The sequence below is a fragment of the Streptomyces xanthophaeus genome (genome assembly GCF_030440515.1).
Classification (GTDB): domain Bacteria; phylum Actinomycetota; class Actinomycetes; order Streptomycetales; family Streptomycetaceae; genus Streptomyces; species Streptomyces kutzneri.
In genome coordinates this window covers 126530-140847 of record NZ_CP076543.1, presented here as the reverse complement: position 1 = coordinate 140847, position 14318 = coordinate 126530, and the positions used below count along the sequence as shown (strand labels likewise).

At 72.3% G+C, this 14318-nt stretch carries 8 protein-coding genes and 2 pseudogenes; 5 read left to right on the top strand and 5 right to left on the bottom strand.

The genetic code is table 11. From position 1 onward, the window contains the following. Positions 1–44: 44 nt before the first annotated feature. Entirely contained in the window at positions 45–2276 is a 2232-nt protein-coding gene (gene katG / locus KO717_RS00580; protein ID WP_301363729.1) for a catalase/peroxidase HPI, read from the bottom strand. A 394-nt stretch (positions 2277–2670) separates the two neighbouring features. On the opposite strand from katG, the gene KO717_RS00575 reads away from it, so the two are divergent. The 3 genes and pseudogenes from KO717_RS00575 to KO717_RS00565 all read left to right on the top strand — a co-directional run bounded on the left by KO717_RS00575 (position 2671) and on the right by KO717_RS00565 (position 8706). Further along, complete coding sequence (locus KO717_RS00575; protein ID WP_301363728.1) at positions 2671–3093, top strand: Fur family transcriptional regulator; 423 nt, start codon at positions 2671–2673, stop codon at positions 3091–3093. Positions 3094–3280: 187 nt separating this feature from the next. Continuing rightward, positions 3281–7188, top strand: a pseudogene (locus KO717_RS00570) (Pls/PosA family non-ribosomal peptide synthetase). 103 nt (positions 7189–7291) lie between these two features. Then, positions 7292–8706 (top strand): annotated as a pseudogene (locus KO717_RS00565) (M1 family metallopeptidase). Between the two features lie 158 nt (positions 8707–8864). Here KO717_RS00565 and KO717_RS00560 read toward each other — a convergent pair. Continuing rightward, positions 8865–10043: a sensor histidine kinase gene (locus KO717_RS00560; RefSeq protein WP_301363727.1), complete on the bottom strand. Its 1179-nt coding sequence runs from the start codon at positions 10041–10043 to the stop codon at positions 8865–8867. A 114-nt stretch (positions 10044–10157) separates the two neighbouring features. Here KO717_RS00560 and KO717_RS00555 point away from each other — a divergent pair, with 114 nt between their 5' ends. Next, on the top strand, positions 10158–10511 hold the full coding sequence (locus tag KO717_RS00555) for a hypothetical protein (protein ID WP_301363726.1): 354 nt from the start codon (positions 10158–10160) through the stop codon (positions 10509–10511). Positions 10512–10547: 36 nt separating this feature from the next. Here KO717_RS00555 and KO717_RS00550 read toward each other — a convergent pair whose 3' ends face one another. Further along, positions 10548–10931: a VOC family protein gene (locus KO717_RS00550; protein WP_301363725.1), complete on the bottom strand. Its 384-nt coding sequence runs from the start codon at positions 10929–10931 to the stop codon at positions 10548–10550. A gap of 133 nt (positions 10932–11064) precedes the next feature. Here KO717_RS00550 and KO717_RS00545 point away from each other — a divergent pair, with 133 nt between their 5' ends. Beyond that, positions 11065–11475 carry a RidA family protein gene (locus tag KO717_RS00545; RefSeq protein WP_301363724.1) on the top strand — a complete coding sequence of 137 codons (411 nt, stop codon included), beginning with the start codon at positions 11065–11067 and terminating at the stop codon, positions 11473–11475. A 90-nt stretch (positions 11476–11565) separates the two neighbouring features. Here KO717_RS00545 and KO717_RS00540 read toward each other — a convergent pair whose 3' ends face one another. Both KO717_RS00540 and KO717_RS00535 read right to left on the bottom strand, forming a co-directional pair. Beyond that, on the bottom strand, positions 11566–12159 hold the full coding sequence (locus KO717_RS00540) for a DUF3885 domain-containing protein (protein WP_301363723.1): 594 nt from the start codon (positions 12157–12159) through the stop codon (positions 11566–11568). Between the two features lie 74 nt (positions 12160–12233). Continuing rightward, entirely contained in the window at positions 12234–14156 is a 1923-nt protein-coding gene (locus KO717_RS00535; protein WP_301363722.1) for a serine/threonine-protein kinase, read from the bottom strand. Positions 14157–14318 lie beyond the last annotated feature (162 nt).

Genomic DNA, 14318 nt, shown 5'->3' with positions numbered 1-14318 from the left:
GGTGCCGGATGTCCGGGCCGGCGGGGCCGGCCCGGACGTCACGATCAGGCGAGGTCGAACCGGTCGAGGTTCATCACCTTGGTCCACGCCGCGACGAAGTCCTTCACGAACTTCGCCTTCGCGTCGTCGCTCGCGTAGACCTCCGCGAGGGCGCGCAGCTCCGAGTTCGACCCGAAGACGAGGTCGGCGCGGGTGCCGGTCCACTTGACCCGGCCCGTAGCGGAGTCCCGGCCCTCGAACGCGTTCGCGTCCTCGGACGTCGCCGACCACGTCGTGCCCAGGTCGAGCAGGTTGACGAAGAAGTCGTTGGTGAGGGACCCGGGCGTCGCGGTGAAGACACCGTGCGGCGCCTGCTGGTGGTTCGCACCGAGCACGCGCAGACCACCGACCAGGACCGTCATCTCGGGAGCGCTGAGGGTCAGCAGGTTCGCCCGGTCGAGCAGCAGGTACTCGGCCGGCAGCCGGTTGCCCTTCCCGACGTAGTTGCGGAACCCGTCGGCGGCCGGCTCCAGCGCGGCGAACGACTCCACGTCCGTCTGCTCCTGCGTGGCGTCCGCGCGGCCCGGGGTGAAGGGCACCTGCACGGCGAACCCGGCGTCCGTGGCCGCCTGTTCGACGGCGGCCGCGCCGGCCAGCACGATCAGGTCCGCGAGCGAGATCCGCTTGCCGCCGCTCTGGGCGGAGTTGAAGGACTCCTGGATGCCGGTCAGGGTGCGCAGCACCCCGGCCAGCTGGTCCGGGTCGTTGACCTCCCACCCGCTCTGCGGCTGGAGGCGGATCCGAGCGCCGTTGGCGCCGCCGCGCTTGTCGCTGCCGCGGAAGGACGAGGCCGAGGCCCATGCGACGGAGACGAGCTGGGACACCGACAGGTCCGAGGCGAGCACCTGCCGCTTGAGCACGGCGACATCGGCGGCGTCGACGAGCTCGTGCGTCACCGCGGGGAGCGGATCCTGCCACAGCAGCGTCTCGGCCGGGACCTCCGGGCCGAGGTAGCGGACGACCGGGCCCATGTCGCGGTGGGTCAGCTTGAACCATGCGCGCGCGAACGCGTCGGCGAACTCGGCGGGGTTCGCGAGGAAGCGCCGCGAGATCTGCTCGTAGGCCGGGTCGACCCGCAGCGACAGGTCGGTCGTCAGCATCGTCGGGGCGTGGGTCCTGGACGGGTCGTGGGCATCGGGCACGGTGCCCGCCCCTGCGCCGTCCTTCGGCCGCCACTGGAACGCCCCGGCCGGGCTCTTGAACAGCTCCCACTCATAGCCGAACAGGATCTCGAAGAAGGTGTTGTCCCAGGTGATCGGAGTGTTGGTCCAGATACCCTCGAGACCGCTGGTGATCGCGTCGCCACCCTTGCCGGTGCCGAAGGAATTCGCCCAGCCCAGGCCCTGCGCCTCCATCGGGGCGGCCTCGGGGTCGGCGCCGACGCTCTCCGCCGGGCCCGCGCCGTGGGTCTTGCCGAAGGTGTGGCCGCCCGCGATCAGGGCCACCGTCTCCTCGTCGTTCATCGCCATCCGGCGGAAGGTCTCCCGGATGTCGCGCGCCGCGGCGATCGGGTCGGGGTTCCCGTTCGGGCCCTCCGGGTTGACGTAGATGAGGCCCATCTGGACCGCGCCGAGGGGGTTCTCCAGCTCGCGGTCGCCGGTGTAGCGCTCGTCGTCGAGCCAGGTGGTCTCGGGGCCCCAGTAGACGTCCTCGTCGGGCTCCCAGACGTCCGGGCGGCCGCCGCCGAAGCCGAAGGTCTCGAAGCCCATCGACTCCAGGGCCACGTTGCCGGTGAGGATCATGAGGTCGGCCCACGAGAGGCTCTGGCCGTACTTCTGCTTGACCGGCCACAGCAGACGGCGGGCCTTGTCGAGGTTGCCGTTGTCCGGCCAGCTGTTGAGGGGGGCGAAGCGCTGCTGGCCGGCCCCGGCGCCGCCGCGGCCGTCGCTGATCCGGTAGGTGCCCGCGCTGTGCCAGGCCATACGGATCATGAACGGGCCGTAGTGGCCGAAGTCGGCGGGCCACCAGTCCTGGGAGGTGGTGAGCACGTCCGCGATGTCCCGCTTGACGGCGGGAAGATCGAGGGTCTTGAAGGCCGCGGCGTAGTCGAACTCCTCACCGAGGGGGTTCGCGACGGCCGGGTTCTTGGCGAGGATCTTCAGGTTGAGCCGTTCAGGCCACCACTGGCGGTTTCCGCCGCCCTGGGTCGGGTGCGGGGCCCGTCCGTGGGCCACCGGACAGCCGTCCCCGCCCTCCGACTTGGCATCTGTGACGATTGCATCATGGTTCTCAGACATGGGAATCCTTCCGTACCAGGCGGATCACGGTGTTCAGGAACTGAATGCGACTGAATGCAATGGAACAGCCGGGGCGCAGGGCCCCAAGATGAATGGGCTCGGCGCTCGTCGATCGCCTCGACGCCGAGGGGTCACCGTCCCGGACGGTTGCGCGCAGTGGGACGCCGGCGGCCGGTGCACACGCAACGGCACCGGGCAGCTCCTCGGCGGTGATCCGTCACGTCTTCGTCACCTGCCGCTCTGGAGTCTTCCTGTCTCTTGGCTATCTACGAAACCGATCCTACGATGGACGGAATCCAAGTCAAGAAGGACACCAGGTCGACATTCGATCGGATTCCGGATGTCCGCCGATAGACTTCGGGGCACCCCGTCGAACCTGAATAGGTGGGCCGATATGAGTGACCTGCTGGAGCGTTTGCGCGGGCGCGGCTGGCGGATGACGTCCCAGCGGCGCGTGGTCGCGGAGGTCCTCGACGGCGACCATGTGCACCTGACGGCGGACGAGGTGCACGCGCGTGCGGCCCAGCGGTTGCCGGAGATCTCCCGGGCGACGGTCTACAACGCCCTGGGCGAGCTGGTCGCCCTCGGCGAGGTCGTCGAAGTCACCACCGACGGCCGGGCCAAGCGCTACGACCCCAACGCGCACCACCCGCACCAGCACCTCGTGTGCTCCGCCTGCGGCCTCATCCGCGACGTCCACCCGACGGACGACCCCCTGGCCGGCCTCCCGGCCGACGAGCGCTTCGGCTTCACGGTGTCCGGGCCCGAGGTCACCTACCGCGGCCTGTGCCCCGACTGCGCGCACAGGGCCCGGTAGGCGCCCGCACCCTCGTCATTCCGTGGCTGCAATACCGTCTCTTACCGGCCACGCGCAAGGCTTCAGCAAGAAAATCCTTGATACCGCACTAGACTGGTGGGTTGTTTGGCGCTGGGCCGGAACAACCTGGGCAGACCCGGGCTCCGCCCGCGACCCGGATCATGCCGGGAACGAGACGCGAGGGCCGATGGCAGTCACACCTGAGCGCGGTGAACTCACTCTGCTCGACGGCGGGGAGACGCCGGAGGAGTCCGGCAAGTCCGCCCGCTTCACCGCCGGGCCCGCCGCCCCCACCCGCACCCTCGTCGACATCTTCGAGGCCACCGTACGGACGTACCCCGACGAGCTCGCCCTCGACGACGGAACCACCCGACTGACCTACCGGGCGCTCGCCGTCGAGGTCGAGCGCCGGCGCCGGGCCCTCGCGGCCGCCGGAGTAGGCCTCGGAGACCGCGTCGGCGTCCGCGTACCCTCTGGGACCAACGAGCTCTACGTGGCCGTCCTCGCCGTCCTCGCGGCAGGCGCCGCCTACGTACCCGTCGACGCCGAGGACCCGGACGAGCGCGCCGACCTCGTCTTCGGCGAGGCCGGGGTCCGCGCGGTGCTCGGCGGCGGACAGCGCATCCATGCCGGCCGGCCCGCGGAGCCCGGCCCCCGCGCCGCCGCCTCCCGCCCCGGCCCCGAGCACGACGCGTGGATCATCTTCACCTCCGGCTCCACCGGAAAGCCCAAGGGCGTCGCCGTCAGCCACCGCAGCGCCGCCGCCTTCGTGGACGCCGAGGCCGCGCTGTTCCTCGCCGAGGAGCCGATCGGCCCCGGCGACCGGGTCATGGCCGGACTGTCCGTCGCCTTCGACGCCTCCTGCGAGGAGATGTGGCTGGCCTGGCGCTACGGCGCCTGCTTGGTGCCCGTACCCCGCTCCCAGGTGCGCAGCGGCGCCGACCTCGGCCCCTGGCTCGTGGACCAGGAAATCACCGTGGTCTCCACCGTGCCGACCCTGGCCGCGCTGTGGGAGCCCGAGGCGCTCAACGAGGTCCGGCTGCTGATCTTCGGCGGCGAGGCCTGCCCGCCCGAGCTCACCCAGCGCCTGGTCACCGAGGGCCGCGAGGTCTGGAACACCTACGGCCCCACCGAGGCCACCGTCGTCGCCTGCGCCGCCCTCCTGACCGGTGAGGAGCCGATCCGTATCGGCCTCCCGCTGAACGGCTGGGAACTGGCCGTCGTCGACGAGTCCGGTGAACCCGTACCCATGGGCGGCAGCGGCCAGCTCGTGATCGGCGGCGTCGGCCTCGCCCGCTACCTCGACCCCGGCAAGGACGCCGAGAAGTACGCCCCGCTCGAATCCCTCGGCTGGCAGCGCGCCTACCGCAGCGGCGACCTCGTACGCGCCGAACCGGAGGGCCTGGTCTTCCTCGGCCGCGCCGACGAACAGATCAAGCTCGGAGGCCGCCGGATCGAGCTCGGCGAGGTGGACGCCGCACTCCAGGCGCTGCCCGGCGTCGCGGGCGCGGCCGCCGCCGTCCGCACCGCGCGCAGCGGCAACCAGCTGCTCGTCGGCTACCTCGTCACCCAGGACGGCTGGGACCACGCGGCGGCGGTCACCCGGCTGCGCGCCGAACTGCCCGCCGCCCTCGTACCGCTGCTCGCACCCGTCGCCGAACTGCCCACCCGCACCTCCGGCAAGGTCGACCGCGACGCGCTGCCCTGGCCGCTCCCCGACCTGGAGACCTCCGGCCCCACCGAGCAGCTCTACGGGACCGAGGCCTGGCTCGCCGAACAGTGGAGCGAGACCCTCGGCGTGACCGTCACCGGCGCCGCCGACGACTTCTTCGCGATCGGCGGCAGCAGCCTCGCCGCCGCCCAGCTCACCACCCGGCTGCGCACCCCACCCGAGCGCGGCCGTCCTCGACATCTACCAGCAGCCCACCCTGCGCAAGCTGGCCCGGCACCTGGAGAAGTCCGCCCAGGGCGACGGAGCCGCCCGTACCGTCGCACCGGTCCCGCTGCGCTCCCAGGTGGCGCAGTCGCTCCTGCTGCTCCCGCTGTTCACCCTGGTGGGCCTGCGCTGGACGGTCGCCCTGCTGGCCCTGGGCAACGTCCTGCACGGCTTCGGGACCTTCCCGTGGGCGCCGACCGCCTCCTGGTGGCTCGTCGCCGCAGGCGCGCTGCTGCTGTACAGCCCGCCGGGCCGCCTCGCCATCGCGGCCGGCGGCGCCCGCCTCCTGCTGCGCGGCGTGCAGGCCGGCCGCCACCCGCGCGGCGGCAGCGTGCACCTGCGGCTGTGGACGGCCGAGCGGCTGGCCGAATGCGCCGGCGCCACCTCCCTCACCGGTTCCTGGCTGGAACGCTACGGCCGGGCCCTCGGCGCCAAGATCGGCCCCGAGGTGGACCTGCACTCCCTGCCCCCGGTCACGGGCATGCTCAGACTCGGCCGCGGCTGCGCCGTGGAGTCCGAGGTGGACCTCTGCGGCCACTGGCTGGACGGGGACCACCTGGAGATCGGCGCCATAAGGGTCGGCGCGGGCGCGGTGGTCGGCACCCGCAGCATCCTCTTCCCCGGCGCGCGGGTCGGAAAGCGCGCCGAGGTGGCCCCCGGCTCCGCCGTCGTCGGACAGATCCCGACCGGTCAGCGCTGGGCCGGCGCACCCGCCGGAAAGCTCGGCAAGGCCAAGCACAACTGGCCGGGGGAACGCCCGCCGCGCGGACTCCCCTGGCGGGCCGCCTACGGCGCGGCCGGCTTCGCCCTCACGGCCCTGCCCGTGCTCGCAGCCCTGCCCGCCCTGCTCGTGGCCGGCCGCTTCGTGCCCGCCGGTGCCGGTCTCACCGAAGCACTGCGCGGAGCGCTGCTCGCCGTGGTGCCCGGGGCACTCGCCTTCGGGTTCGCCTACGCGGCCCTGCTGCTGGTCTCCGTACGCCTGCTCAGCCTCGGCCTGCGGACCGGCACCCACCCCACGCACAGCAGGGTCGGCTGGCAGGCCTGGACGGTCACCCAGCTGATGGACCTGTCCCGCGAGACGCTCTTCCCGCTGTACGCCGGGCTGATCACCCCCGTATGGCTGCGGCTGCTCGGCATGAAGATCGGCCGGGGCGCCGAGGTGTCCACCGTGCTCGCCCTGCCCAGCCTCACCACCGTCGGCGAAGGCGCCTTCCTCGCCGACGACACCCTGACCGCCCCTTACGAGCTCGGCGGCGGCTGGATGCGCATCGGGCACTCCGAGATCGGCCGCCGCGCCTTCCTCGGGAACTCCGGCATGACCGCTCCGGGCCGCAGCGTGCCGGACGACGGGCTGGTCGGCGTGCTGTCCGCCACCCCGAAGAAGGCCAAGAAGGGCAGCTCCTACCTGGGCCTCCCGCCGTCCGGCTGCCCCGGTCCACCGCGGACGCCGACCAGAGCCGTACCTACGAACCGCCCGCGCGCCTGCTGTGGGCGCGCGGCCTGGTGGAGCTGTGCCGGCTCGTCCCGGTGTTCTGCTCGGTGGCCCTGGCGGTGCTGACGCGGCGGCTCTCTGCGCGCTGATCACGTGGAGCGGAGTGGGGATCTGGGGAGCCGCACTGCTCTCCGGAGCGGTCCTGCTCACCGCCGGAGCGGCCGCCTGCGCGGTCGCGGTGAGTGCCAAATGGCTGCTGGTGGGCCGGCACCGGACGGGGGAGCACCCGCTGTGGAGCGGCTTCGTATGGCGCAACGAGCTGGCCGACACCTTCGTGGAGGTACTGGCCGTACCGTGGCTGGCCGGATCGGTGCCCGGCACGCCGGTGCTGTCGCTGTGGCTGCGCGCGCTCGGCGGCCGGATCGGCCGGGGCGTGTGGTGCGAGAGCTACTGGCTGCCCGAGACGGACCTGGTCGTGCTGGGCGACGGGGTCAGCGTGAACCGCGGCTGTGTGTTGCAGACGCACCTCTTCCACGACCGGATCTTGAGGACGGATACTGTGGTGCTCCGTGAGGGCGCCACCCTGGGCCCGGGCGGAATCGTCCTGCCCGGGAGCACGGTAGGGGCCCGCAGCACGCTGGGCCCCGCATCCCTCGTGATGGCCGGGGAATCCGTCCCCGCCGACACCCGCTGGCTGGGCAATCCGATCGAGGCGTGGCGGTCCTGACCGGCCGTCCGCGCCGCGGCAGGCAGCAGGGCGGCACCGGCAATCCCGGTACACCGGCACACCAGCACGTCGTACGAGCACAGCGCAGGGAGCGGAAGCGGCAGTGAGCGGCCAGAGAACAGAGTCATCGGACCCGTACTTCCCGGCCAACGGCGACTCCCGTTACCGAGTGCACCGGTACGAACTCGCTCTGAGTAGTACCGTCCCGGTCCCAACCGGCTCGCCGGCACGGCCCGGCTGAGCGCGATCGCCGGGCGGGCGCCGCTCACCGAGTTCCACCTGAACCTGGCCGAATTCAGAATAGGCCGCGTCCTGGTGAACGGGCGGGCGCCGCACTACACCCACCGCGGCGGCAAGCTCCGCATCCGCCCGGCCAAGCCCCTGCCCGCCGGATCCGCCTTCACCGTGGAAGTGCACTGGGCGGGCAACCCCAAGCCGGTGCGCAGCCCTTGGGGCGGCATCGGCTGGGAGGAACTGACCGACGGCGCGCTGGTGGCCAGCCAGCCCGTCGGCGCGCCCTCCTGGTACCCGTGCAACGACCGGCCCGCGGACAAGGCCTCGTACCACATCTCGGTCAACACGCCGTCCCCGTACACGGTCGTGGCCGGCGGGCGGCTGCTCACGCGCACCACGAAGGCCAGCACGACCACGTGGGTCTACGAGCAGTCCGCGCCGACCTCCAGCTACCTGGTCAGCCTGTCCATCGGCATGTACCAGACGGTGCTCCTCGGCGACCCGGGACTGGGCGGCGTACCGCAGAGCGCCCATGTGCCGGCGCACCTGCTGCCGCGGTTCTCCCGCGATTTCGCCCGCCAGCCCGCCATGATGCGCCTGTTCGAGGAACTCTTCGGGCCCTACCCCTTCGGCGAGTACGTGGTGGTCGTCGCCGACGAGGAACTGGACGTCCCCGTGGAGGCACAGGGCCTGTCCACCTTCGGAGCCAACCACGTGGACGGCGTCCGGGGCTCGGAACGCCTCATCGCCCACGAGCTCGCGCACCAGTGGTTCGGCAACAGCGTGACCATCGCCGACTGGCGGCACATCTGGCTGAACGAAGGATTCGCGAAGTACGCCGAATGGCTCTGGTCGGAGCGCTCCGGCGGCCGCACCGCGCACGAGCTGGCGACCGCCGCACACCGGCTGCTGGCTTCGCAGCCACGGGACCTGCAGCTGTCCGACCCCGGTCGCAAGCTGATGTTCGACGACCGCCTGTACCAGCGCGGTGGCCTCACCCTGCACGCGATCCGCTGCGCGCTGGGCGACGGCGCGTTCTTCCGCATGCTGCGGGACTGGGCCACCGTGCACCGCCACGGGGTGGTCTCCACCGTGGCCTTCACCCACCACGTGGCCCGCTATGCGGCCGAGCCGCTGGACAACCTGTTCACCGCCTGGCTGCACGAGCCGGCCCTCCCGCCCCTGCCGGCCCCGGCCCGGCCGCCGATACCGGCGAGGCCCGAATACCCGCCCACGAACGGCGGGCGCGGGCCCAAGGGCGGCCGGGGCAAGGCCTCCGCCTAGGGGGTGTTTTGCCGATCATGCCGGGCTCGCGGGGCCTGGTGCCGCGCCTCGCCGCGTTGTCCTCGGTCGGCGACGCTCCGCGTCGCCTCCCTCGTCCGCCTTGCGATCCACGGCACCAGGCCCCGCTCCCTGATCCGGCCTGATCGACAAGACACCCCCTAGATCGTGTCGGTGGTGAGCGGCATCCGGGCCCGCACCTGCCAGTCGCCCTCGGCGGTGGCCTCGGCCCGGAAGGTGCCGCCGGCCAGGGTGACGCGTTCGCGCAGGACCTTCAGCCCGTAGCCCGGGCGGGAGGCCGGGCGGGCCGTCCCGTCGTTGGTTATCCGCACGGTGGCCTCGTGGGGACGGACGCGCACGTGGACGCTGACGTGGCGGCAGTGGCGGGCGTGCTTGCGGATGTTGGCCAGGGACTCCATCGTCACCCGGTGCAAGGTGGCGGCCACCTCGGGCGGAACGGTGTCCGTCGGGCCCTCCTCGGTGAGGTACGCCGGTACCCCGTTCAGGGCGAACCCCTGCACCAGGGCCCGCAGGTCGTCCATGCAGCCCGGCGCGGCCGGCGGTGCGTCGCTCTCGCCGGCCCTGAGCCCGGCGACCATCTGCCGCATGGACGCGAGCGCCTCCGCTCCGGTCTCCTCGATGCGCTGCAGGGCCGGGAGGACCAGGTCGGGCCGCCTGGCGGCGACCGCCCGGGCGCCTTGTGCCTGCACCACGATGCCGGTCACGTGCTGGGCGAGGTGGTCGTGCAGATCCCTCGCCAGCTCGATCCGCTGTTCGAGCCGGACACGGTGTGCGCGCTGCCGCCGGTCCGCCTCCACGATCCGTGCGGTCACACTCGCCCCGGCCACCAGGAAGGCGACCAGCGTGAGGCCGAACGCGACGGTCAGGCTTCCCTCCCGCACGCCGATGGACAGGGGGCGCAGGACGACGGCCGCCGCCAGCAGCAGGGCGATCGGCGCGGTGGGGGCCGCCGGCCCGCGCCGGGCGACGAAGGCCAGCACCAGCAGGAGGGCGACCGGCTCGAACGCCCCGTAGGCGGACGCGGCGCCGGCGGCGGGGTGGCTCAGGAGCAGGGCCACGGAGCAGACCAACGAGGCGGTGGCGGCGGCGCCCCCGGCGTAGGCGTACGACCGGGCCTCCTTGAGCAGGGGCAGGGCGACGAGGACGGCGCCCACGACGGCGGCCGACAGGGCGAGCCGGGCCTGCGACGCCGGTCCGGCGAACGTCCCGGCCCGTACGTCCACCCAGGCCGCGGCCGCGAGCACACAGGCTGCGAGGGACCGCAGCAGGACCGCCGCCCTGCCGGGAACGGCGAGGAAGCGGAGGAGAGGAGACCACATAGCGCGCAGATTAGATCATCCACCTGCCCGATCCCTCGCCACCCACGAGGCCGGTGGCTGGGATTGGCGTAGCCTGCGACGGCTGCGAACCGAGAGCTGCTGAAGGGGAGACCGATGTCGATCTTTGCCACCTGGCTGTTGCTCGCCGAGGACGGCGACGGGGCCGCACCGCTGGTCTACCAGGGATCGCATGTGAACCCCGCGGAAAGCCACCCGCGTGCGGGCCGTCTGGAGATCGCGGCGATACCGGATCACTGTCATCCCGGGGCCCGGAACCGGGACCTGGCCGCTGACGCCCCGGTGACGGCCGAGGGCCGGCCGGTGGAGTACCTGCGCCTGTCGGTCGCCCAGTCCGCCGGGACCGATCCGGGTGGCCGACCCGGTCGGGCGACCGTGATCCTCGACCGGGCCCAGGTCGAGCGCCTGCACGGCACCCTCGCCGAATGGCTGGGCACGGACGAACGGTGACACCGTCCGACGCGCTCGGTCCGGGGCGCCGGAGCCTCAGGAAAGCGTCGCGGCGTGATCGGACTCGCCGCGCAGGACGCAGAATTCGTTGCCCTCGGGATCGGCGAGGACCGCCCAGCCCGTACCGTCGGGCTTCCGGCGGTCGGCGACCAGGGTGGCCCCGAGACGCAACAGCCGCTCGACCTCCTCCTCGCGCGAGGTCGTGGGACGCAGGCACAGGTGGATCCGGTTCTTGACCGTCTTCGGCTCCGGCACCTGGTTGAAGTACAGGAGCGGGCCCTCCGGAAGCATCACCGGGATCTCCTGGTCGCCGCGTTCGGCATCCGGATACAGCGGACTTCCGGTCACTTCACTCCAGAACCGGGCCAGTTCATACGCGTCGGAACAGTCGATCGCCACATTCTGCACCACCGAAACCATGCGCCCCAGCCTGCCCCAGCACCGCGCCGTCCGCCACCCCTGGCTTGTTCCTGGACCTGTTGGACGTTGCGCGTGTCGCTCGGTGGAACAAATTGCGATGCGCACCGGCAGTGAGCCGGTCAAACTCGCGGGCATGACGGCGAAGATCACTCGTATCAACCCCGAGCAGCTGCATGAGACGCCCGGCTATCACCACATCACCGTGGTGGAGGCCGGTCGTACGGCCTACCTGGCGGGGCAGTGCCCTCTCGATCGGAGTGGTTCCCTCGTCGGTTCCGGATCGCTCGAGGTTCAGGTCGACCAGGTCGTCGCGAACGCACTCGCTGCCTTGGCTGCGGTTGATGCCGAGCCGGAACATGTGGTGCGCTCGGTGATCTACGTGCGGAGCGACGACAGAGACGTTCTGGGCGTCGCTTGGCGCCGGCTCACCGACTCAGCTCTCGGGCCGGCGTTCACCACTGCCAGCACGCTGTTGGGTGTCGCGCAACTCGGCTTCACGGGGCAGCTCATCGAAGTGGACCTCACCGCGGCCCTGCGCGACTGAGCCGCATCGTCCCTGTCCCACTGCGTGTCCGTCGGGTCGCCTGTTCCCGTGTTCCCGCAGCACGATCATGGCCGGTTCATGATCCGCTACCTAGAGACCACTGGGATGAGCCGAGAGCCAGTCGGGATGGGCCGCCTTCAAGGAGTCACGCCCGGCGGTGCTGGGGGCACATACATCCACGCCTCCGGGATAGGGACGGAAGACCCAGCGCAGGTCGGGCGGGGCGAGGGTGACCGCGATGCCGGCATTGTCCGCGACCAGTCGGAGCAAGGGGTACAGGGAGTTCCCGCTGCGTGAGCGGGAGCTCACATGTACGTGCTCGTAGACGAGGTCGTCCGGGTCGTCATCGTCGGAGAGCCGGCTCTCCCAATGCCGCGCGTGCGGATCGACCCGCTGCAGTTCTGTCATGCGTGGTCCTGGCTCGGGGCGTCCGTCCCACTCCGTGGTGATGACCCACAGCAGGTCGTCATCGGGACCCAGTTCTTCCAAGAGCACGCGTTGGCGTTCAAGCACGATGGCGTACTCGTCCTCGCTCTCGGGATACTCCTTGGACCCCGGGAGGCTGTGGAAGCGCACCCACCGCTCCGGATAGGCGTGGCGCAACGAAACACACGGCGGAGCCGGCCACTGCCGCTCCCACAGAACCGACAGGGCATCGAGGTCTTGTTCCACCCAGCTGATCATGCACGACCATCCTCAGGATGCCCAGGGACGTCCTGCTCGCCGTAGCTGTGACCGGCGCTTTCGAATACACCCCGTCAGCTCTGTCTCGTCCAGCGCTGCGACGCCTCCCCTCCGCACGTCTTGGTCACCAGGCCGCTGCTCATGCCCAGGTCGAGGCAGCCCCCGCTGAAGTCGTTGCGGAGGCTGCCGCCCGACCCCGTGCGCCACAGCTTGGCGGTGCCCTGGGAGCAGTCGCCGACGAACACCGCCTGGCCGAGCATGTTGGCGTACAGGCAGCCGCCGCCCTGCTGGTTCACGAGCTTGAAGCTGCCGTCCGGCCCGCTCTGGACGGTCCACCGGGCGCTCGCGTCCGCACAGTCGCCGTAGTCCGAAGCCCCGAAGACCTGCGTGATGCACTTGCTGTTGTTGCCGTTGCGGAAGCGGTAGGTGCCGGACGCGGGAGGTGCCGGGGGTGCCGGGGTCGTCGGTGCGGTGGACGTTCCGCCGTTGGAGGGGCGCGTACTGCCGGAGCCGCCCGCGTTCGCGGGGTTGCCGGAGTTCCCGGCGCTCCCCGAGCCGGGCTGTGCCCCGCCGCCGGGGAGGGTGCCGGTGCCGGGCCCGGTGCCGGTTCCGCCCGCGCCCCCGGCGGCCGCGGCCTGTCCCGGGTCCTGTGCGGGCGGCTGCGCGGGTGATGCCGTACCCGACGGGCCGGCGCCCGCCGGATCCGCCGTACCCGGTGCGGCCGCCGACGCCCTCGGGTCGGCCGGCGCCGTGACCGGGGCGGAGGACGGGGAGTTCCCGGCCCCTGCCCGGGGCGCGGAGACGTACGGCAGGTGCTGGACGGCGAGCGTCGTACCGCCCGCGACCACGACGACGGGCACGACGGCGAGGAGGACGCGGGTGCGGCGCCGGCGCGCGGTCCGTTCCGGGCGGGCCGTGGCCGGGGGAGCGGCGGGCGCCACCGGGACCGGGGCCTTCTCCGGCTCGGTACCCGGCCCGGTATCCGGCCCGGTATCCGGCCCGGTATCCGGCCCAGTATCCGGCCCGGGCTCCGGATCCGGCTGCTCGCCGGTGAGCGGGACCGTCGGTACGTCGGCCTCCTGCACGTTCGCGGCGAAGGCGGCCCGCTCGGTCAGGCGCTCGGTGACGGCCTCCGGCCACAGCGGGGCGGCGAACGGGCCGTGCCCGGCGGCGCGTTCGAGGAGTTCGGCGGCGGTGGGACGTCCCTCGGGGTCCTTGTCGAGGCAGGCCGCGACGAGCTCGGCGAGGTCGGGCTCCAGCTCCCGCAACGGCTCCAGGTCGGGCTCCTCGTGGACGATGCGGTACAGCACCCCGTGCCCCGACTCGTCGCCGAACGGCGGCCGGCCGCACGCCGCGTACGCGAGTACGGAGCCCAGCGCGAACACATCGGTGGCGCCGCTCAACCGCCGACGGCCCGAAGCCTGTTCGGGGGCCATGTAGGCGGGCGTACCCACGACCATGCCGGTCCGGGTCAGCTGGCTCTGCTCGGCGGCCCGGGCCACGCCGAAGTCGATGAGGGTGAGACCGTCGAGCGTCAGCATGACGTTGGACGGCTTGAGGTCCCGGTGCACCATGTCCAGCGCGTGCACCGCCGCCAGCCCCGCCGCGGCTTCCCGCAGCAGCAGCCACAGCGCCCGCGCGGGCAGCGGGCCGCCGTGCAGCGCGATGGCCTCCCTCAGGGTGAGCCCGGGGATGTACGCGGTGGCGAACCACGGGGGAGTGGCGGTGCGGTCGCTGTCGAGGAGCGGCGCGGTGGCGTCCGCGGGCAGCCGGGCGAGATTGTCCAGCTCGTGCCCGAAACGGCGCAGGAAGTCCTGGTCCTCCCCGACGACGGAGGACAGCAGTTGCTTGACGGCGACGTACCGGCCCTCGCGGATGCCGAGGTAGACGCGCCCCATGCCGCCGGCCCCGAGCCGGCCCGCCAGAGGGATGGACCCGATCCGGCGCGGATCCCCCGGCTCCAGCGGTTCGGCCCCGCTGCCCGTCAGCTCTAACACGTCAGCCCCGCTCGAATTGGAGAAGTTTCCAGGAATCTAACCCTGATGATCCCGGGACGGCAATGCGGGCCTCCGAAGGCCGAGTTGATCCTGTTTTCGCCCCCGGCAACCCCGCCTTCGCTCTGCCGGCCGGGCCCGGACCCTGGCCGGGCCCCACTGGCC